Here is a 20,520-nt window from a genome sequence, read left to right on the forward strand (position 1 = left end):
GGACCACCGCGCGGGAACGAATAGGTATGCCTTCACCTCATCCTGAGATGCGAAGCCTCGGAAAGCGCGATGAAGACAGGCACGAGCGGGGGTGGCGACACGCCCCCTCCCCCTCGGACGGGGGAGGTGCCGAGCGCCGCGAGGCGGAACGGGTGCGTTAGCGAGGAACCCGTCCCTCCGGCGACCACCTTCCGTCAAGGGACAAGGTGGATGTCAGGGAACGGGTGGCTGTATCGCGTACTCGGCCGTGGGATCTCTCCCCTGCCCGAGCGCCGCTACTGCTGGCTGTCTGCTTCCGGTGCCGGAGTTCTGGATTGCTGCTGCTCGTGAAGCTGGTTCACCGTGGCAGCCAGGTCCTCGTCGGAGATTTCAAGCTCGGCGCTCTCTCTCAACGAGGAAAGCATCTCGACATACTTCTCGCTGACCAGCAACGAGCGGATCTGATCCCGGACTTGTTCCAGCGCCGGCGGCTCCTGGGTGCGCTTGTCTTCCACCTTGATGACGTGCCAGCCGAACTGACTCTCGACAGGCTCTTCCGTATAGGTACCCGGCTCCAGCGAAAACGCGACTTCCTCGAAAGCCGGCACCATCTGACCTTCGGCGAAATAGCCGAGGTCGCCACCTTCCGCTGCCGAGCCGTCCTGGGAGTGTTCTTCCGCGAGCGAGGCAAAATCGCCCCCCTCGTCGAGTTGCTGGATGATTTCGTTTGCCTCTTCCTCGGTCTCGACCAGGATGTGGCGTGCGCGAACCTCTTCCGGCATCGTCAGATTGGCGACCTCAGCCTCGTAGCGTTCTCTGATTTCTTCGTCCGAGATGGACTCAACCACGTTCTGGTCGACAAGGGCGCTGTGCAGTGCCCGATCACGCAAAAAATTCATGCGCTGCTGGAACGCCTCGGTCTGGTCGAGTTCCTGCTCTTCGGCTTCGGAAGCAAAGAGCCTGATGTCGATGACCGAGGACAGGGCGGCGGCGCGGCGCTGCTCGTCCGGAAGCTGCGCAAACTGCGCACCGAGCTCGGCTTCCGCCAGCTCAAGATCGGTCTGCGTGATGGGCTCTCCGTTTACCGTGGCAACCACTTCGCTTTCCTGGGCCATGGCCGGTGCCGCGCCCAACGCGACGACAAGCCCAGCCACAGCAACATGCGTCGCCAGGGATTTGCGAATGATATCGTGCATAAAGAACTCTCCGGTCGATTGCGACTTGCCCGCTTCGGGGTTACGCGCCAAACCGCCTACGAATGCGGCGGAATTTTGCGATCGGACGCAGGTTTCCTACAAGTTGACATAACAGGTGCCCCCTCTTATCTCTCCAACCATCCGGCGTCCAGAAACATTCTGGACGCACCTCTTGGCAATCTGCCTGCCTGGCTCGAACGAGTGGCGGAACGAACCGGTGCTTGAGCGCCGGAACATCGCGAATTGAAAGGACCAGCGTATGGTCAGTTTCGGCGGCCTTGCCCGCAAGATTTTCGGCTCTTCGAATGAACGCCGCGTTAAGGGTTTCATGCCCCGCGTGAATGAAATCGGCGCCCTGGAAGATGAAATGAAGGGGCTGTCCGATGAAGCGCTCCGCGGCAAGACCGAGGAATTCCGCAAAAAACTGGCTGATGGCACAAAGCTGGACGACCTGCTCGTCCCCGCCTTTGCCGTGGTGCGCGAGGCGGCACGCCGCGTACTCGGCCTCAGGCCCTTCGACGTCCAGCTCATCGGCGGCATGGTGCTGCACGAGGGCTCGATCGCCGAGATGAAGACAGGTGAAGGAAAGACCCTGGTCGCCACCCTTCCCGTTTATCTCAACGCCCTTACCGGCGATGGCGTCCATGTCGTCACGGTCAACGATTACCTCGCCCGCCGCGACTCCGAATGGATGGGCCGCGTCTACGGCTTTCTCGGGCTGACCACCGGTGTTATCGTTCACGGCTTGTCGGATGAAGAGCGTCGCGCCGCCTATGCCTGCGATGTCACTTACGGCACCAACAATGAGCTCGGCTTCGATTATCTGCGCGACAACATGAAACACGAGCGCAGCCAGATGACGCAGCGCGGGCACGCGTTTGCCATCGTCGACGAGGTGGACTCGATTCTCATCGACGAGGCGCGCACGCCGCTGATCATTTCCGGTCCGCTGGACGACCGTTCCGACCTTTATACCACGATCGACTCCTTCATCCCCAAGCTGAGCGAGGAAGATTACGAGATCGACGAGAAGCAGCGGACAGCCACCTTCACCGAGGAAGGCACCGAGAAGGTGGAAGAGATGCTGCGCGAGGCAGAACTCTTCAAGGGCGAGTCACTCTACGACATCGAAAACGTCTCCATCGTTCATCATCTGAACAACGCGCTGAAAGCACACAAGCTTTTCCAGCGCGACAAGGACTACATTGTCCGCGATGGCGATCTCATCATCATCGACGAATTCACCGGCCGCATGATGCCCGGCCGGCGCTTTTCGGAAGGCCTTCACCAGGCGCTCGAGGCCAAGGAACACGTCAAGATCCAGCCCGAGAACCAGACGCTGGCCTCCATCACCTTCCAGAACTACTTCCGCATGTACGGGAAATTGGCCGGCATGACGGGCACCGCCGCGACGGAAGCGGAGGAGTTCGCCAATATTTATGGTCTTGGCGTCGTCGAGATCCCGACCAACCTTCCGATCCAGCGCATTGATGAGGACGACGAGGTTTACCGGACGGTCGAGGAGAAGTACCGCGCGATCGTTCGGGAGATAAAAGAGGCCAGGGCAAAGGACCAGCCGATCCTCGTCGGCACCACTTCGATCGAGAAATCGGAGATCCTGGCCGAGCTTCTGCGCAAGGAAGGCATTAAGGATTTCGAGGTTCTGAACGCCCGCCACCACGAGCGCGAGGCAGCGATTATCTCGCAGGCCGGCAAGCCCGGCGCGATCACCATCGCCACCAACATGGCAGGCCGCGGCACCGACATCCAGTTGGGCGGCAACCCCGACATGCGTGTCGCCGAGGAATTGGGCGACATGCCGGAGGGTGCCGAGCGCGAGGCGAAGGAAAAGGCGGTCCGCGAGGATGTCCAGAAGCTGAAGGATAAGGCGATCGCTGCCGGCGGCCTTTACGTTCTGGCCACCGAACGACATGAGAGCCGCCGCATCGACAACCAGTTGCGCGGCCGTTCCGGTCGCCAGGGCGACCCCGGCCGCTCGAAGTTTTACCTGTCTCTGCAAGACGACCTGATGCGAATCTTCGGCTCCGACCGCATGGATGGCATGCTGCAGAAGCTGGGTCTGAAGGAAGACGAGTCCATCGTCCATCCCTGGATCAACAAGGCGCTGGAGAAGGCGCAGAAGAAGGTCGAAGCGCGCAACTTCGACATCCGTAAGAACCTGCTCAAATTCGATGACGTCATGAACGATCAGCGAAAGGTCGTCTTCGAGCAGCGGCTGGAATTGATGGACGGCGAGAACCTCGGCGAGACGGTCGCCGAGATGCGCCACGACGTTATCGACGAGCTCGTCGCCACGCACATCCCGGAAAAGGCCTATGCCGAACAGTGGGACGCCAAGGGTCTAAGGGAAGGCGTGCGCACGCATCTCAATCTCGATCTGCCGATCGAGGAGTGGGTGCAGGAAGAAGGCATCGCCGAAGACGATATCCGCACACGTATCACCGAAGCAGTCGACAAGGCGGCGGCCGAGCGGGCCGAACGCTTCGGTCCCGATATCATGGCGTATGTAGAAAAATCCGTCCTGCTGCAGACGCTCGATCATCTGTGGCGCGAGCATCTGGTCAATCTCGACCATTTGCGTTCAGTGGTTGGCTTCCGCGGCTACGCCCAGCGCGATCCGCTAAATGAGTACAAGACCGAATCGTTCGAGCTCTTCCAGGCCATGCTCGGCAATCTGCGCCAGACCGTGACCGCACAACTCATGCGGGTCGAACTCGTGCGTGAAGCCGCCGAGGCTCCGCCGCCCGAAACTCCGCCCATGCAAGCCCATCACGTCGACAAGACGACCGGCGAAGACGAGATGGATGGCGATACGATGACGCTGCCGCGTGTCGACAATCGCGCTATAGCCGAGGAGCGCGACCCGAACGACCCCTCGACCTGGGGCAAGGTCGGCCGCAATGAAGCCTGCCCCTGCGGCTCGGGCAAGAAGTACAAGCACTGTCACGGGGCATTCACCTAAGTAGCTCTCCCTCCTCTTGAGGCAGAGCTACCGCATATGTGTCAGCGGTTGAGGAGGCCTTCGGGGCTGCGGCTGCTTCAGTCTTTTGAGACGAGAGGATTTTCTCCGGGTCGAACCCTCTGGAAGGTGGCGACCCCGACAGGATTCGAACCTGTGACCTACGGATTAGGAATCCGTTGCTCTATCCGACTGAGCTACGGGGCCAATCTGATTCCTGATACAGTATGATGCCGTGGAAATCCATTTTAGAATGTCCAGAATGGATCAAAATTGGGATCGCCATCGTGGAATAGGAAAATAGCGGGCAAGAGCTGGGGATCTGTCCCGACACCAACCGCAAGGTCATAGCCAGTCGGGCAGCGAATCGAGGCCGATCAGGTCTTCATAGCTCGGGCGCGGTCGGACCACATGGAAGCGATCGCCATTCACCAGAACCTCCGCTACGAGAAGGCGGGAATTGTAGGTGTTGGCCTGAACCGCGCCATAGGCGCCGGCGGTAGCAAAGGCGAGCAGATCGCCCGCTTTCATGGCCGGGATATTGCGATCCTGTGCCAGAAAATCCCCGGTTTCGCAAACGGGACCGACCACATCCGCGGTAGTGAGCGGCGTGTCGGTCGCAGGTTCCTTCACCGGCCAAACGGCGTGATAGGCATCATAAAGCGTCGGGCGGAGGAGGTCGTTCATCGCTGCATCGACGATCAGGAAGTTCTTCGCCTCACCTTCCTTCACATAAATCACTTCCGAAATCAGGATGCCTGCATTAGCCGTGATGAGTCGGCCGGGCTCCAGCATCACCTTCAGACCCAAGGGCGCGGCATGCTTGCGCACGATCTCGGCGTAAGCTTCCGGCGAGGGCGGTGCCTCATTGCCTTCGTGGTAAGGGACCCCCAGACCGCCCCCAAGATCGATATGCTCGATGGCATGGCCATCGTTCTGGAGCGTTCCGGCCAGATCGGCCAGACGGGCGAAAGCCTGGTCGAACGGCTCCAGTGACGTGATCTGACTACCAATATGCATATCGATACCGGTTATACGCAAACCTGGCAGATCCGCCGCGCGTGCATAGGCAGCCCGCGCGTCCTTCGCCGCAATGCCGAACTTGTTCTCCGCCTTCCCGGTGGAGATTTTGCGGTGCGTCCTGGCGTCCACGTCAGGATTGATCCGCAGTGAGACCGGCGCCTGCAGCCCCAGCGCCGTTGCGCGGGCCGAAAGCAGCTCCAACTCCGGCAGGGACTCGACATTGAAGCAGAGAATGCCGGCCTGAAGCGCAAAATCCATCTCTCTCGCCGTCTTGCCCACGCCGGAGAACAGGATTTTTTCAGCCGGTATGCCGGCGGCCAGTGCGCGGCGCAATTCGCCTTCGGAGACAACGTCCGCGCCAGCGCCGAGCTGTGCCAGCGTCTTCACAACCGCCTGGTTGGAATTGGCCTTCAGCGCGTAACAGACGAGGGAATCGAGATCTTTGAGCGCACCTTTGAACACCTCGTAGTGACGTGTCAGGGTGGCGGTCGAGTAGCAATAAAACGGCGTGCCGACACCCGCCGCAATCTGCGGCACCGGCACGTCTTCCGCATGAAGAACGCCGTTGCGGTATTGAAAGTGGTTCACGAAGCGGACTCTAAATCAACTTGTCGAGGATGAAAGGGCGGTCGCGAACCGGTCTCTCCGGTTCCGGAGGCAGGGGCTCGTCGTTGCGCTCGGCCTCTTCCCGCGCCTCGACCGCCGCTTCATAGGGCGTATCCAGCGGAGCCTTGCGGCCGCAGGCGGTCAGTCCTACCGCAAGGGCGAGCACGAGAAGGGGGAGCGTTGCGCGCATTTTCATCTGCCATCCAATCCCAAGTTTGCAGAAGCGTTTCTAGCTTTTTTTGACCGGGCTTGCACCCCGTTTCAACCTTCTGCGCCAGGCGCGGATCTGCTTGCGCACTTCCGCAGGAGCCGCGCCGCCATAGGAGGTGCGGCTCTTGACCGAATTTGCCACGGAGAGCACCGAATAGACATCGTCGGTAATGGCGGAGTGAATGGTCTGAAGATCGGCGAGCGGCAGCTTCTCCAGCGCGCATTTACGCTCTTCCGCAAGGGCAACGGCCTTTCCGGTTACGTGATGAGCTTCACGGAACGGGAGACCTGCTTCGCGCACCAACCAGTCGGCCAGATCAGTCGCCGTGGAATATCCGTGGCCGGCGGCCTTTTTCATGGCCGCCTTGTTGACCTCCAGATCCTTCACCATGCCCGTCATGGCCGCGAGCATGAGATCGAGCGTCTCGGCGGTGTCGAAAACGGCCTCCTTGTCCTCCTGCATGTCCTTGGAATAGGCGAGCGGAAGCCCCTTCATAACGGTAAGAAGGGCAACAAGATTGCCGTTGATCCGGCCGATCTTCGCGCGAGTGAGCTCCGCCGCGTCCGGATTTTTCTTCTGCGGCATAATTGAAGAGCCGGTGGCGAAGGCATCCGAAAGATTCACGAAGCCGAACTGGGGTGTCGCCCAGATGACGATCTCTTCTGCCATCCGCGAGAGGTGCGTACCGCAGATCGCCGCAACCGACAAAAACTCGAGCGCGAAATCGCGGTCGGAAACCGTATCGATCGAGTTACGGGTCGGTTCGCGGAAACCGAGAGCTTCCGCTGTCATATGCCGGTCGATCGGAAAGCCCGTTCCGGCAAGCGCGGCAGCGCCCAAGGGGCACTCGTCGAGGCGCTCCAGCGCATCGCGAACGCGCGAACGGTCGCGGCCGAACATTTCGACATAGGCCATCAGGTGGTGACCGAAAGTGACCGGCTGCGCGGCCTGCAAATGCGTGAAGCCGGGCATGACCGTCGCGGCGTGCTCCTCGGCGCGAACCAGAAACGCCTCGACGAGATGCGTGAGGGCTGCCTCGATGCGCTCGAGCTCCTCCTTCACCCACAGACGGAAGTCTACGGCGACCTGGTCATTACGGGAGCGTGCGGTGTGGAGACGCCCTGCCGCCGGGCCGATCAGTTTCGAAAGCCGCGCTTCCACATTCATGTGGATGTCTTCAAGCCGGGCGGAGAACTCGAACTCGCCTGCTTCGATTTCTGACAGGATCGTGTTGAGCCCGTGAGCGATCTTTCGTTCGTCGTCCGCCGAAATTATGCCAGTTTTAGCGAGCATGGCGGCGTGTGCCAGGCTGCCGCGAATGTCCTGGGCATAAAGCTTGCGGTCGAAATCGATGGAAGCATTGATCGCTTCCATGATGGCGTCCGGACCTGAGGCAAAACGTCCGCCCCACATGTCGTTGCTGGTTTTGTTTTCGCTCATCGTGTTAATCAGGCCCCGGAGTGAAAATCTGAGATGCCGAAGATCAGTTGGAATTGGCTGACGTATAAACCGTTTGCGCTGTCTGCGATCGCGGGTATTGTCGCCGGCGCAATCGTGGCCCTATACGTGATCAGCGGCCAGGATGGCAAGCTTCTCGCGGGCAGTACGGACGAAGCCACCTGCACCGCCGCGGAAGAAAAGATCGCTGCCGTCGAGCCTGCCATTCAAGGAGAAGTGGCCGCTCTGATACCTGCGGAGCCTTCCCAGCCGCTAACCGACCTCAGCTTCAATGGCCCCGATGGGGAGATGATGAGCGTTGCCGATTTTTCCGGCAAGACGCTGCTTATCAACCTGTGGGCCACGTGGTGCGCGCCCTGCCGTGCCGAAATGCCGGCGCTGGATGAGTTGCAGGCGGACAAGGGGTCCGACCGCTTCGAGGTGGTTGCGGTCAATGTAGATCGTGGAAGCGACGAAAAACCCCAGGCTTTTCTGAATGAGATCGGCATCCAGTCACTTGCCGATTACCGCGACAGTTCGATGGAGATCTTCAACGAACTGAAGACGCGCGGGCTGGGTCTCGGCCTGCCGGTGACGGTGCTGGTTGATGAGGAGGGCTGTCTTCTGGCGCATATGAACGGTCCCGCCGAATGGTCGAGTGACGATGCACAACAACTGATCGAGGCGGCGCTGCCTTCCGAAAGTTGACGCTTGCGTAAACTGCCGTTGTGACTATCCTCCCTGGAGAAAGGAGGGTTGCGATGCGATTTCTTTTCCTGATTGCCTTTCTTACCGCCTCCACGGTGGCGGCTCGTTCCATCGAACTCGCCATCGAACTGCCGGAGGCGGGTGAGATTTCCGCCGAGCGTATCGATGCCACTTACGATTGCGGCAGCCAGGCGATGATGTCTGTCGAATACGTGAACGCCGGGCCGGTTTCCCTGGCGGTCTTCGCCCACGAAGGCGAACCCGTGATAGCGTCCAATGTGCTTTCGGCATCGGGTGCACGCTACGCCGCGGGGCCCTTCATCTGGTGGACCAAAGGGCCGCAGGCATCACTATATGACCTCAGAAACGGCGAGGACGCGCCGCCCGTCCTCGAATGCACCGAGCAGCGCTGACCAACGCGCCGCTTTTATTGAAACTGGCTCGCGGCCACAAACTTAGCTGTATAGTCAGGCCGCAAAGGAGAGGCAGCGCCCATGAGCTTTCGCACCCTTCGCCGCGACAATCTCACCTCACCGTTATACAGGTGGGCGTCACGCATCATGCCCCCCATCTCCGAGACCGAGCGCGAGGCGATCGGCGCCGGCACAGTCTGGTGGGACGGAGCGCTCTTTAGTGGAAATCCGGACTGGGACAAGCTTCTTGCGGTGCCGCCGGCCCGGCTGTCCGAGGAAGAGCAGGCCTTCATGGACGGGCCGGTGCGCGAGCTTTGCGCGATGGTGGATGATTGGACGCTGAACTGGCGCGACCGCGACCTTCCGAAGCCGGTCTGGGATTTCATGCGCGAGAAAAAATTCTTCGGCATGATCATCCCGAAGAAATATGGTGGACTCGGATTCTCCAACACCGCCCATTCGGAGGTGGTGCGGACGATTTCCTCGGCGAGTGTCGTTGCCGGGGTGAGCGTGATGGTGCCGAACTCGCTCGGCCCCGGCGAATTGCTCATGCATTTCGGCACGGACGAGCAGCGTGATTACTGGTTACCGCGCCTGGCGGATGGCCGGGAGATCCCCTGTTTCGGATTGACCTCACAGCATGCCGGCTCGGACGCCGCAGCGATGACTGACACGGGAGTGGTGGAATACGGCACCTGGAAGGGCAGGAAGGTGCTGGGCGTGCGGCTGAACTTCCACAAGCGCTACATCACACTCGGGCCGATCGCCACGGTCATGGGTTTGGCGTTCAAAATGCGCGACCCCGAGAATCACCTTGGGCGCGGGGAAGAACTTGGCATAACCGTTGCCTTGTTGCCGACCGATACACCGGGCGTCAGTTACGGGGAACGGCATATCCCGCTTCAGACATTTTTCCAAAACGGGCCGCTTTACGGCAAGGACGTCTTTGTCCCGCTGGACCGGATCCTCGGCGGCGAAGAACAGATCGGCCAAGGCTGGACCATGCTGATGACGGCGCTTGCCGCCGGACGCAGCATTTCGCTTCCCTCGCAATCGGCAGCCTCAGCGGCTGCATGCGCGCGATCGACCGGGGCGTACGCGCGGGTACGCACCCAGTTCAACGTACCGGTAGGCATGTTCGAAGGGGTTCAAGCACCGCTGGCCGAAATCGCCGGCAACGCGTATCTTGTCGATGCGGCGCGCAGACTGACCATCTCGGCGCTCGATCAGGGGCACCGCCCGTCGGTGATTTCCGCCATCATGAAGTATCATGCGACGGAGCGTATGCGCCGCTCCTTCGAGCATGCCATGGACATCCACGGCGGCAAGGGAATCATCGAAGGTCCGCGCAACTATCTGGCGGCGGGCTATCGCTCCATTCCGATCGGCATCACCGTCGAAGGCGCCAATATACTGACCCGCAACTTGATGATTTTCGGGCAGGGGGCGATTCGATCTCACCCCTTTATTCTCGAGGAGATGCTTGCGCTTGGTGACGAAGACAAAAAGCGTGGTCTGGACAATTTCGACAAGGCATTCTGGGCGCATGTCGGCCACTCGCTGAAGACGGCCGGGCGGGCCTTTCTGCGCGGCTGGTCCGGGGGCACGGTCGGCCCGGCGCCTCGAAATGCAGCAAACCTGCGCTACTGGAAAAAGCTTTCACGCCATGCTGCCGCCTTCGCTCTTACGGCCGATCTGGCGCTTTTGACACTCGGAGGGGCGCTCAAACGCAAGGAGCTTATCTCCGCTCGCCTCGGCGACGTTCTGGCGGAGCTCTATCTTCTGGGCGCCGTCCTGAAGCGTTTTGAGGATGAGGGGCATCAGGAAGAAGACCAGCCGATCGTCGATTACCTCATGCAGGACGGCGAAAGCCGCATCGCCACCGCATTTCGCGGTGTGCTCGACAATCTTCCGGCGCGGTGGGCGGCCTGGCTGGTCCGCATCGTCGCATATCCCTTCGGTGTTCCTGATCCGGTTCCTTCGGACAAGCTGACGACGACGCTTGCCCAGGCGCTCATGCAACCCACCGCTCAACGTGACCGGCTGACGCCGGACATATATCTCGGTGAAGGACACGAAAACCATCCGCTCAAGGATCTGGAGGAGGCCTTCCGACTGGTGAACGGCTCGGCCGCGGTCGAGAAAAAGATGCGCGAGGCTCGCATCAAAGATGCGCAGGAGGCATTGGAAAAAGGCATTATCTCGGAAGACGAACACGACCGGCTCGTGAGAGCACAGGCCGCGGTCGAAGAAGTGATTGCCGTCGATGCGTTCCCGGCCGGGGAAATATCGCCGATTGCCGATCAGCACAAAAAGAAAAGGGCGCCAGCCCGGAAAGGCGCCAGCCGGCGGAAGCAGACGCAGCCGGCGCAGTGATTACATACCGGCCGGCGCGATCGCCTATCGCGTCGGCACGGGCGGGTCTTCCCGATAGTCGTAAAACCCGCGGCCAGCCTTGCGGCCAAGCCAACCCGCCTCGACGTATTTAACCAGCAGCGGGCAGGGCCGGTATTTCGAATCGGCCAATCCCTCATAGAGCACCTGCATGATAGAAAGGCAGGTGTCGAGACCGATAAAGTCTGCGAGCTGCAACGGACCCATCGGGTGGTTTGCGCCGAGCTTCATGGCGGTGTCGATGGCTTCCACGGAGCCGACACCCTCGTAGAGCGTGTAAATGGCCTCGTTGATCATCGGCAACAGAATACGATTGACGATGAAAGCGGGGAAATCCTCCGCCACCGTAATGGTCTTGCCCAGCCTTTCGACAAAATCACGGGCCGCCTCGAAGGTCGGCTCCTCTGTGGCGATGCCGCGAACCACTTCGACCAGCTTCATCACCGGCACGGGATTCATGAAATGGATGCCGATGAACCGCTCGGGCCGGTCGGTCTGGGCTGCCAGGCGCGTAATGGAAATGGAGGAGGTATTGGTGGCGAGCAATGCTTCCGGATTCAGGACCGGGCAGAGCTGCGCAAAAATCTTACGCTTGACAGACTCGTCCTCCGTGGCCGCCTCGATTACGAGATCCGCATCGGCCAGATCATCCATCGCATTCGCCGGTGAAATCTGAGAGAGGGCATTTTGCCGCTTTGACTCGTCAAGCTTCCCCGAGCTGACCTGGCGCGCCATATTGCCGGTGATGGTGGCAATACCCGCTTCGATCCGCTCGGCGGAGATGTCGTAGAGTTTCACCTGATAACCGGCGAGGGCGGTCACGTGGGCGATTCCACTGCCCATCTGTCCGGCGCCGATAACGCCTACTGTCTTGATGTTGCTTGTCATGCCTGTTCCCGTCACGGAGGGTGCGCCTCCATCTTTGCTGCACTGCAACAGTAAAAGGGCGGGGCCGACGCGTCTACCCCACCCTCCACAGTTTGTGCACGCGTCTGCCGCGTTGTCAAAGAGCCTTTTCGAGCTCCGGCAGGGCTTCGAACAGGTCGGCAACCAGACCGTAGTCGGCCACCTGGAAAATCGGCGCTTCCTCATCCTTGTTGATGGCAACGATGACTTTGGAGTCCTTCATGCCCGCCAGATGCTGAATGGCTCCGGAGATGCCGCAAGCGATGTAGAGATCGGGCGCCACGACCTTGCCGGTCTGGCCGACCTGCCAGTCATTCGGCGCATAACCGGCGTCCACCGCCGCGCGCGAGGCGCCGACCGCCGCACCGAGCTTGTCCGCGACCGGCAGAATGACTTCCTGGAATTTCTCGGAGGAGCCAAGCGCGCGGCCGCCCGAGATGATGATCTTGGCGGATGTGAGATCGGGACGATCGCTTGCCTCGATCCGGTTTTCCACAAAGGAGGATACACCAGGGTCATCCGCTGCGTTCACGGCCTCCACCGCAGCGGAACCGCCCTCCTCTACCGCCTGGAAGGCGGAGGTGCGCACCGTCACGACCAGCTTGGAATCCGTGGATTCGACCGTCTGGATGGCATTGCCGGCATAGGTCGGGCGCTTGAAGATCTTCGCGTCCACGACCTCTACGATGTCGGAGACCTGCATAACATCGAGCAGTGCGGCAACGCGCGGCATGACGTTCTTGCCGGTCGTAGTGGCAGGAGCGACGATGGCGTCATAACCATCGGCGAGCGAAATGATCGTTGCCGCAAGCGGCTCCGCCAGCCTCTCGGCCAGGCCGTCGCTTTCGGCCAGCAGCACCTTGCGAACGCCGGAAAGCCTGGCCGCAGCTTCGGCCGCCGGCTTGGCGCTCTGGCCGGCAACCAGGATGTCGATATCACCGCCCATCTGTGCCGCCGCCGAAAGGGTCTTGGCGGTCTGATCGGAAAGCGCCTCGTTATTGTGTTCCGCGACAAGAAGTATTGCCATTGGTTTTGTCCTTTCCCTGCCGCCTTACAGAACGCCGGCTTCGTTTTTCAGCTTTTCGACCAGTTCGGCTACGGAGCCGACCTTGACGCCGGCCTGGCGGCCCGCGGGTTCCTCGGTCTTCAGCACGTTGAGGCGCGTTTTCACCTCAACGCCGTAGTCGCCCGCGCTTTTCTCGTCGAGCGGCTTCTTCTTCGCCTTCATAATATTGGGGAGCGAAGCGTAGCGCGGTTCGTTGAGCCGCAGATCGGTCGTCACGATGGCCGGAAGCTTTAGCTCCACGACCTGCAAGCCACCGTCGACTTCGCGCGTGACACTCGCCTTTTCTCCATTCAGTTCAATGCTGGAGGCAAAGGTCCCCTGGGCCCAGCCGAGAAGGGCGGCGAGCATCTGTCCCGTCTGGTTTGCATCATCGTCAATCGCTTGCTTACCAAGGATAATGAGGCCGGGTTTCTCCTCCTCGGCCACGCCCTTAAGGATCTTGGCAACGTCCAGCGGCTCCACAGGCGAGTCGGTCTTCACGAGGATGGCCCGATCAGCCCCCATGGCCAACCCCGTGCGCAGCGTCTCCTGCGCCTGTTGCGGGCCGATGGAAACAACTACGATTTCTTCGGCCTTGCCGGCTTCCTTCATGCGGATGGCCTCTTCCACCGCGATCTCATCGAACGGGTTCATGGCCATCTTGACATTAGCGAGCTCGACGCCGGAGCCATCCGCCTTAACGCGCGGCTTCACATTGGCATCGATCACCCGCTTTACCGGTACAAGGACTTTCATACGCGTTCACCTCTCTCTATTGCACGGTGGGCGCTGAATAGCAGCGGTGGAAGCCGTGCGATGCTCTATTTCCGTCACGCCTGAGGACAAATTGGAAGGGCGCGGAAATGCTCCCCAAAGCCGCCATACGCCGCAGGTCGCTGGACCGTAAAGAGGCCCGACACACAGGTCAATATACCTGTTTACACGGTTTGGAGTGCCTGTGGCCGGGGCGGTTTCTGATTTCGGATTGCTCAGAAGTGCCGGCCCCAACATCGTAATTATAAGCCGGCATTCACGACCGTCAGCGCTCCTTCGCGCCCCCTCTTCAGGCTGGACGATTGGAGAAAGCGGGAGGGACAGCCGGCCGGGTCCTGCCGAAGGTCTACGCCGCCGCTGCCGCGCGTGTTCTCCCGATCATCAGAGCCGCCTTTGCAGCTTCGCGTCCTTTCTCGACAAAGTGCGTGCGGTAGATTTGCGTGTGGTGTTCAGTCTCCTGATACTGGTGCGGCGTCAGCGAAACCGACAAGACGGGCACGCCCGTATCCAGGCCAGCGCGCATCAGGCCGTCCACGACCGCTTGCGCTACGAATTCGTGGCGATAAATCCCTCCATCTACAACGAACGCGGCGGCGACAACGGCAGCATACTGCCCCGTCGCGGCAAGATCGCGCGAAAGCAGCGGCAGCTCAAATGCGCCCGGAACATCAAACACATCGACCTGTTCAGCCGGAACAATCTCACAGAATCCATCAAGCGCCCGATCCACAATGTCGGCGTGCCAGTTGGCCTTGATGAATGCGTAGCGGGTGTGTGTCACGGTGATCTCCTTTGGCAAACAGACACATCTCACCCAAGGCGATCACGAGCGATCCTGACGGTCCAGAAGGACAGCAGGAATGCGCGTTCTCTTTCATCCGGACTGTTACCGTCGGCTCAGGCATCTCACCTGATCTGCTTGACCCTTCCAGCGGAAGGCGCTCGCGGGCTCGCAACGGGTGTTGCACACCGCCGGTGGGGACTTCCACCCCGCCCTGAGAACACCTGCACAGTACGAGGAAGACAGCAAGCTGGCAATATCTGAAAGGGCGACGGGCCCTACCCCACGAAAGCGCGTTCGACGACGAAGTCCGCAGGCTCGGCGTTGGAGCCTTCCTTGAGGCCCACCTCTTCCACCAGCGTCTTGACGTCCTTCAGCATCGACATGGAGCCGCAGATCATCACGCGATCCTGGGCTGGGTCGAACGGCGCGGTGCCGAGGGCGGAGAAGAGCTCGCCATTTTCAATGAGCGCTGTAATACGACCCATGCGTGGCGATTCCTCGCGCGTCGTGGAGGTGAAATGGTGCAGCCGCCCCCCGGTCAGTTCCCCGATCAGCGGATCTTCACGCGTCGCGGCGATCAGCTCCTCACCATATTTCAGCTCCGCCTTGTCACGGCAGGTGTGGGTGAGGATGAGCTGGTCGAACTTGTCGTAGGTTTCCGGATCGCGGACGAGGCTGGCGAACGGCGCGATGCCCGTGCCGGTCGAGATCATGTAAAGCCGCTTGCCCGGCGTGAGCGCATCGTTGACCAGTGTGCCGGTCGATTTCTGTCGCATGAGCACGGTATCGCCCGGCTGGATCTTCTGCAGGTGCTGGGTCAGCGGACCGTCCGGCACCTTGATGGAGAAGAACTCCACTTCCTCATCCCAGTTCGGACTTGCGATGGAATAGGCGCGGAAGACGGGTTTCTCCGCGTTCGGCAGGCCGATCATCACGAACTCGCCCGAGCGAAAACGGAAGCTCCTCGGTCGCGTGATGCGGAAGGAGAAAAGCCGGTCCGTATAATGCTTCACCGAAACCACGCGCTCCGCATAGACGCCGGAGGGAATGGGGTAGTCCAGCGTCTGGACAGCTTCGGGTTTCTGCATCGCGGTGTTCATTGAACGTCGTCCTTGTCCGGTTTCGACAATGCCTCACAGACGTGGCGGCACGGCGCACGTCCTGCAAAATCCGTGAACTTGCTTTCGGAACAGCTACCGATGCCAAAGACCTATGCCAAAGGGCGGTGGCGCAAAAGGTCTCGCGTTTCGCATTTCACCGGCAGATGAAAAAAGCGACACATTTTCACGCCATATCGTAGGAGGGAACGGCGTTGACAAGACGCCGTCCCCCAAAATGCAAGCCTTCGGAAGGTGACGAGTTGGCCTTGCCTAGCTCGTGGCTTCCTCGCCGGCAGCCTCTTCGGCGGGCGCCTCAGCAGCGGCGGACTCTGCCTCGGCAGCGGCGGCTTTGGCATCTTCCTCGGCCTGGCGCGCGGCCTCAAGACGCTCCTGCGCCTTCTGACCGGGCTGGGCCTTCTTCGGATTGCTGCGCGCCGGACGCTTAGCCAGACCCGCCTGATCGAGGAAGCGCAGAACGCGGTCGGTCGGCACGGCGCCATTGTCGAGCCAATGCTTGATGCGCTCCTCCTTGAGCTTCACGCGCTCGGCGTCCTTGGGCAGTGTCGGGTTCCAGGAGCCGAGCTGCTCGATGAAGCGGCCGTCGCGCGGAGCGCGCACATCGGCCACCACGATGTGGTAGTAGGGACGCTTCTTGGAGCCTGCACGGGCCAGACGAATTTTCAGTGCCATTTACTCTGTTCCTTTTGCTGAGTTCTGAGCCGGCATGATGTGCCGGAAACGCAAGCGCGGTTCGCCGCGCAGGGTGGTTGGCGGCAGGGGCATCGCCCCCAGCCTCTCGGCTACCGCCTGTGACGGCAGATTCTCGGGGTGCACAAAGCTGATCAGCGGCGGCAGGCCCTTTTCACGCGCCCAGACCTGGGCGCACCTGGCGGCCTCGAGCGCATAACCGTTGCCCTCGAAGCCCGCGTACAGCGACCAGGCCAGCTCCGGTCCGTCGATGTACGGCGGATGCCACAATCCGGCAAAGCCGACCGTCGCGCCGTCTTCCTTGCTATCGACGGCGAAAAGACCATAGCCGTTGAGCGCCCACTCGCCGATCATGGAGGTGAAGCGCGTCCACGCATTCCACTCCGCTTGCGGCCCACCAATATAGCGTGTGCGCTCAGGGTCGGCACGGAAGGCCGCGTAAGCCGAAAAATCGTCTTTGCGCCAGCCGCGCAGCACGAGGCGCTCGCTTTCCAGCACGGGGATCATGCCTCCGCCTCTTTCGGTGTGACCGTGCTGTTGCCGTGCTCCTCGGCGATCGCCTCGTGATGGCGGATCACTTCCTTGATAATAAAATTCAGGAATTTCTCCGCGAAATCCGGGTCGAGATTGGCGTCATCGGCCAAGCGCCGCAGCCTTGCGATTTGCTGTTCCTCACGGGCCGGATCGGCCGGCGGCAGATCATGCGTCGCCTTGAGGACACCCACCGCCTTGGTGCAGCGGAAACGCTCGGCCAGCACGTAAACGAGCGCAGCATCGATGTTGTCGATGGAAGCGCGCAGCTCTTGAAGCTGCGCCTGAATGGAATCCCTGTCCGCGCTCATTCCCGCCCCATCACTTCTTCTTCGGCAGGCCGGGCAGGCCGCCGCCGCTTCCAGGCAGGCCGGGTAAGCCACCGCTGCCACCGGGAAGACCCGGTAACCCCTTCGGCAAGTCGCCTTGCGAAAGCCCGGCCTTCTCCGCCTCTTTCTGCAGAGCCTCCAACTGCTTGGGGTCCATCTTGGAAAGGTCGGGCATGCCACCCATGCCGCCGAGGCCCATCTTCTGGGCCATGCCGCCCATCATGCCCTGCATCATGCCGCGTTTCTTGCCCTTGCCACCCATGGCCTTCATCATGTCGGCCATCTGGCGGTGCATCTTCAAAAGCTTGTTGATCTGCGCGGCATCGGTGCCGGATCCGGCTGCAATGCGTTTCTTGCGGCTGTGCTTCAGAAGTTCGGGATGGGCGCGCTCCTTCGGCGTCATCGACTGAATGATGGCGATCTGGCGGGCGAATGTCTTGTCGTCGAGACCAGCCGCGGACATCTGGTCCTTCATCTTGCCCATGCCGGGCATCATTCCCATGATGCCGCCCATGCCGCCCATCTTCTGCATTTGCCCAAGCTGATCGGCCATATCGTTCAGGTCGAACTTGCCGGCCTGCATCTTCTTGGCCATCGCCGCGGCTTTTTCCTGGTCGATGGTCTCGGAAGCCTTTTCGACCAAGCTGACGATGTCGCCCATACCGAGGATGCGGTCGGCAATGCGCTTGGGATGAAACTCCTCCAGCGCATCCATCTTCTCACCGACGCCGATCAGTTTGATCGGCTTGCCGGTGACCGCGCGCATGGAAAGAGCGGCACCACCGCGTCCGTCGCCGTCCATGCGGGTCAGCACGAGGCCGGTGATGCCCACGCGTTCGTTGAAATTCTCGGCCAGATTGACCGCGTCCTGGCCGGTCAGCGAGTCCGCGACGAGGAGGATTTCATGCGGGTTCGCGGCGCGTTTGATGTCGGCCATCTCGGCCATCAACGGCTCGTCGATGTGGGTACGGCCGGCGGTGTCGAGGATGACGACGTCATGGCCGCCGAGCTTGGCCGCCTGCACGGCGCGCTTTGCGATATCGACCGGGCTCTGGTCCGGCACGATCGGAAGCGTCGCGACATCGACCTGCTCGCCGATCTGCTTGAGCTGTTCCTGGGCGGCCGGACGGCGCGTGTCGAGCGAGGCCATGAGCGTCTTCTTGCCTTGGCGCTGGGAAAGCCGCTTGGCGATCTTGCCGGTGGTGGTCGTCTTACCGGACCCCTGCAGACCCACCATCATGATGACGACGGGTGCCGGCGCGTTGAGGTCGATCGTCTCGCCCTCCGCGCCCAGCATCTCGACCAGTTCGTCGTGGACGATCTTGACGACCATCTGGCCGGGTTTGACCGACTTCAGCACCTCCGCGCCGACGGCCTTCTCGCGAACGCGGTCGGTAAAGGAACGCACGACGTCGAGCGCAACGTCGGCCTCGATCAGCGCCCGGCGCACCTCGCGAAGAGCGGCCGAGACGTCGGCCTCCGAAAGCGCTCCGCGCCCGGTGAGATTGTTCAGGATTGCGCCAAGGCGTTCCTGCAGGTTCTCAAACATTCGCGTTCCTCATGATCTCGCATCGTCCCGACACGAGAGGTAATGCATCCGCGCGCGCGCTTAAACCGCGCAAAGCCGAAAAGCACCCGGGGGCGCATCGCGCTGCCGGGTGTTGACCTCCGGGATCTATCTCCTGAATGGAGAATGCCCCGGTCGGCTGCTCGGAGTTTGCACTCGTCGCGGAAAGTGCGGGCGTCTAGCCTGAAAAAGGGAAAAGAGTCAAGTCTCGGTTGAAAATGCAAGCATCCGTGAAATGCGGATGCGCGGCGGCGCCCGAGACGGCGCCGCCGCGGTCATCACGCGTCTATTGGCGCATCACGTAGACGATGCGGCGATCCCCCGGCTCGACCAGAACCGGCTGACCGTTAACGTAGGCGTAGCGATAATCGTAGTCGGGAATTTCCCGGATATCCACGGTCTCGGGCAAGGCGGCGCCGACGACGACCTCGCCTTCGAGATAGACAGGTTCACCGGTGTTTTGCTCGACATAGGTCACCACTTCCTGCGGAGGCGTGACCGTATCGATTGCACCGCCGGCCACTGCACCGGCCGCACCGCCGACTGCCGCGCCGGCAGGTCCGCCGATAATCGCGCCGGCGATCGCACCCGTCGTGCCGCCGGCTAGGGCACCGCTGTTGTCATCGGTGCTGGCCGTGGTCTCGTAGGTGACCGTCGGAATGTCCGCTTCCGGGGGACGCTGGGAGATAAACACCTCCTCTTGGCCGGCCAAGTTGCCGGTCAGATAATCGGAATAGGCCCAGCCCTCTACGCCATCATAGCTGACCTGACACCATTGACTTCCTTCCAGGCAGCCATGGATGGACGCCTGTTCAGAGTCGCCTATGACCCCGATGACAGAGTGCTCCGGTCCCGGACCCGAGCGGATGTTGAGATCTGTGGTAGCCGTCGCTGTGACCTGAGCAGCCGCGACTCCCGTAAAGGAGAGCAATGCCGCTGCGGCCGTTGCGGTTTTCAATGTCGATATATTCATTCTTTGGACTCCCTGATTTCCGACTAACGAACACCGTGGGAAGAAATTCGTTCCGCGGTGTCGAAAGGAACCTTCCGTTGGCCATGAAGAAGGTCGCGTGGTATCCCGCCAAAAATTGCAAACGCACCGGAGAGCATGGATGACAGGTTTGGCTCGACAGAACGTGCCTCTTCCCCTCGCCCATCTTGCTTTCGGAGGGCGGCGATGAACCAAGGCTTGCATGAAGCCGCAATCAGCGCAGCGCTGACGGGCGAACTAACGGAAACCGGCCATAGGCTTCTGGCGCGGGTCTATTTCGCCGACACCGACTTTACCGGCGTCGTTTATCACGCGCGGTACCTGGAGTTCCTGGAACGGGGCCGCTCGGATTTCCTGCGCCTGTCCGGCGTGCATCATTCCGAACTCGCCGATGGCAGCCATGGCGAGAAACTGGCGTGGGTGGTGCGGCGCATGGAGATCGAGTTCCGCCGACCTGCGCGCGTCGATGATATCGTGGCGGTGGAGACCCGTGTCGAGGATGTTTCTGGTGCGCGCGTTTTCATGGACCAGGAGTTGAGGCACGGAGAGGAACTGCTTGTCAGCGCGCGGGTCGAGGCCGCGATCATCGGACCTTCAGGAAAACCGCGTAGAATGCCCGCCCACTGGAAGAACGCGTTTCTGCGCCGATCTGAATAAGCACTGCTTTGAGAGCTTGCGTGTAACGCAAAATTAACCATAAGCGTCCAACAGAATATTCCCGCAGACCGTGCGCCAGCGCCTTCCTTTGACCAAATTTTCCCGAAAAAAGGCGCATAACGAACCTGCGGAGACGTTGCGGTTTCTTTCGGGGGAATTCAGGGCAGACGGGCGCGACGGA

The 20,520-nt window shown here is 61.1% G+C and carries 19 protein-coding genes, 1 tRNA gene and 1 riboswitch; of the genes, 5 read left to right on the forward strand and 15 right to left on the reverse strand.

Features of this window, described 5'->3' with window-relative positions; all coding sequences use genetic code 11:
* Positions 1–275: 275 nt before the first annotated feature.
* Positions 276–1,175: a peptidylprolyl isomerase gene (locus LY631_RS00005; protein WP_274423046.1), complete on the reverse strand. Its 900-nt coding sequence runs from the start codon at positions 1,173–1,175 to the stop codon at positions 276–278.
* Positions 1,176–1,434: 259 nt separating this feature from the next.
* Here LY631_RS00005 and secA point away from each other — a divergent pair, with 259 nt between their 5' ends.
* On the forward strand, positions 1,435–4,158 hold the full coding sequence (secA, locus tag LY631_RS00010; RefSeq protein WP_274423047.1) for a preprotein translocase subunit SecA: 2,724 nt from the start codon (positions 1,435–1,437) through the stop codon (positions 4,156–4,158).
* A gap of 127 nt (positions 4,159–4,285) precedes the next feature.
* Here secA and LY631_RS00015 read toward each other — a convergent pair.
* The 4 genes from LY631_RS00015 to argH form a co-directional block, all read right to left on the reverse strand.
* A tRNA-Arg gene (locus LY631_RS00015) sits at positions 4,286–4,362 on the reverse strand.
* Positions 4,363–4,500: 138 nt separating this feature from the next.
* Positions 4,501–5,766, reverse strand: a complete 1,266-nt coding sequence (lysA, locus tag LY631_RS00020) for a diaminopimelate decarboxylase (RefSeq protein WP_274423048.1) — start codon at positions 5,764–5,766, stop codon at positions 4,501–4,503.
* A gap of 10 nt (positions 5,767–5,776) precedes the next feature.
* On the reverse strand, positions 5,777–5,980 hold the full coding sequence (lptM, locus tag LY631_RS00025) for an LPS translocon maturation chaperone LptM (RefSeq protein ID WP_274423049.1): 204 nt from the start codon (positions 5,978–5,980) through the stop codon (positions 5,777–5,779).
* Positions 5,981–6,013: 33 nt separating this feature from the next.
* Complete coding sequence (gene argH / locus LY631_RS00030) at positions 6,014–7,435, reverse strand: argininosuccinate lyase (RefSeq protein ID WP_274423050.1); 1,422 nt, start codon at positions 7,433–7,435, stop codon at positions 6,014–6,016.
* A 33-nt stretch (positions 7,436–7,468) separates the two neighbouring features.
* Between argH and tlpA the strand changes: the two genes are divergently transcribed.
* The 3 genes from tlpA to LY631_RS00045 all read left to right on the forward strand — a co-directional run bounded on the left by tlpA (position 7,469) and on the right by LY631_RS00045 (position 10,929).
* Positions 7,469–8,140 (forward strand): thiol:disulfide interchange protein TlpA, encoded by a 672-nt coding sequence (gene tlpA / locus LY631_RS00035; protein ID WP_274423052.1) that lies wholly within the window; start codon positions 7,469–7,471, stop codon positions 8,138–8,140.
* A gap of 53 nt (positions 8,141–8,193) precedes the next feature.
* Complete coding sequence (locus LY631_RS00040; protein WP_274423054.1) at positions 8,194–8,553, forward strand: MliC family protein; 360 nt, start codon at positions 8,194–8,196, stop codon at positions 8,551–8,553.
* A gap of 81 nt (positions 8,554–8,634) precedes the next feature.
* Positions 8,635–10,929 (forward strand): acyl-CoA dehydrogenase, encoded by a 2,295-nt coding sequence (locus LY631_RS00045; protein ID WP_274423057.1) that lies wholly within the window; start codon positions 8,635–8,637, stop codon positions 10,927–10,929.
* Between the two features lie 24 nt (positions 10,930–10,953).
* Here LY631_RS00045 and LY631_RS00050 read toward each other — a convergent pair whose 3' ends face one another.
* From LY631_RS00050 to LY631_RS00095, 10 genes are all read right to left on the reverse strand, one after another.
* Positions 10,954–11,835 (reverse strand): 3-hydroxybutyryl-CoA dehydrogenase, encoded by an 882-nt coding sequence (locus LY631_RS00050; RefSeq protein WP_274423059.1) that lies wholly within the window; start codon positions 11,833–11,835, stop codon positions 10,954–10,956.
* Positions 11,836–11,950: 115 nt separating this feature from the next.
* Positions 11,951–12,880: an electron transfer flavoprotein subunit alpha/FixB family protein gene (locus tag LY631_RS00055; protein ID WP_274423060.1), complete on the reverse strand. Its 930-nt coding sequence runs from the start codon at positions 12,878–12,880 to the stop codon at positions 11,951–11,953.
* 24 nt (positions 12,881–12,904) lie between these two features.
* Complete coding sequence (locus tag LY631_RS00060) at positions 12,905–13,654, reverse strand: electron transfer flavoprotein subunit beta/FixA family protein (RefSeq protein WP_274423061.1); 750 nt, start codon at positions 13,652–13,654, stop codon at positions 12,905–12,907.
* A 364-nt stretch (positions 13,655–14,018) separates the two neighbouring features.
* Positions 14,019–14,453 (reverse strand): 6,7-dimethyl-8-ribityllumazine synthase, encoded by a 435-nt coding sequence (locus LY631_RS00065; RefSeq protein WP_274423063.1) that lies wholly within the window; start codon positions 14,451–14,453, stop codon positions 14,019–14,021.
* An 81-nt stretch (positions 14,454–14,534) separates the two neighbouring features.
* Positions 14,535–14,679, reverse strand: a riboswitch (FMN riboswitch).
* A 52-nt stretch (positions 14,680–14,731) separates the two neighbouring features.
* A complete protein-coding gene (locus LY631_RS00070) occupies positions 14,732–15,556 on the reverse strand; it encodes a ferredoxin--NADP reductase (protein WP_274423065.1) in 825 nt (274 codons plus the stop codon).
* Positions 15,557–15,826: 270 nt separating this feature from the next.
* The gene (gene rpsP / locus LY631_RS00075) at positions 15,827–16,246 is read right to left on the reverse strand and encodes a 30S ribosomal protein S16 (RefSeq protein ID WP_274423067.1); all 420 of its coding nucleotides are present in this window, start codon (positions 16,244–16,246) and stop codon (positions 15,827–15,829) included.
* The gene (locus LY631_RS00080) at positions 16,247–16,771 is read right to left on the reverse strand and encodes a GNAT family N-acetyltransferase (protein ID WP_274423068.1); all 525 of its coding nucleotides are present in this window, start codon (positions 16,769–16,771) and stop codon (positions 16,247–16,249) included.
* Positions 16,768–17,106, reverse strand: coding sequence for a chorismate mutase (locus LY631_RS00085; protein WP_274423069.1), 339 nt, complete (start codon positions 17,104–17,106; stop codon positions 16,768–16,770). The genes LY631_RS00080 and LY631_RS00085 overlap by 4 nt, the downstream gene beginning before the upstream one ends.
* Before the next feature lie 10 nt (positions 17,107–17,116).
* The gene (gene ffh, locus LY631_RS00090; RefSeq protein ID WP_274423070.1) at positions 17,117–18,673 is read right to left on the reverse strand and encodes a signal recognition particle protein; all 1,557 of its coding nucleotides are present in this window, start codon (positions 18,671–18,673) and stop codon (positions 17,117–17,119) included.
* Between the two features lie 304 nt (positions 18,674–18,977).
* Positions 18,978–19,664 carry a DUF1236 domain-containing protein gene (locus LY631_RS00095; protein WP_274423071.1) on the reverse strand — a complete coding sequence of 229 codons (687 nt, stop codon included), beginning with the start codon at positions 19,662–19,664 and terminating at the stop codon, positions 18,978–18,980.
* Between the two features lie 204 nt (positions 19,665–19,868).
* Between LY631_RS00095 and ybgC the strand changes: the two genes are divergently transcribed.
* A complete protein-coding gene (gene ybgC / locus LY631_RS00100; RefSeq protein ID WP_274423072.1) occupies positions 19,869–20,339 on the forward strand; it encodes a tol-pal system-associated acyl-CoA thioesterase in 471 nt (156 codons plus the stop codon).
* Positions 20,340–20,520 lie beyond the last annotated feature (181 nt).

It is taken from the genome of Chelativorans sp. YIM 93263 (assembly GCF_028767125.1).
In the GTDB taxonomy this organism is placed as follows: domain Bacteria; phylum Pseudomonadota; class Alphaproteobacteria; order Rhizobiales; family Rhizobiaceae; genus Chelativorans.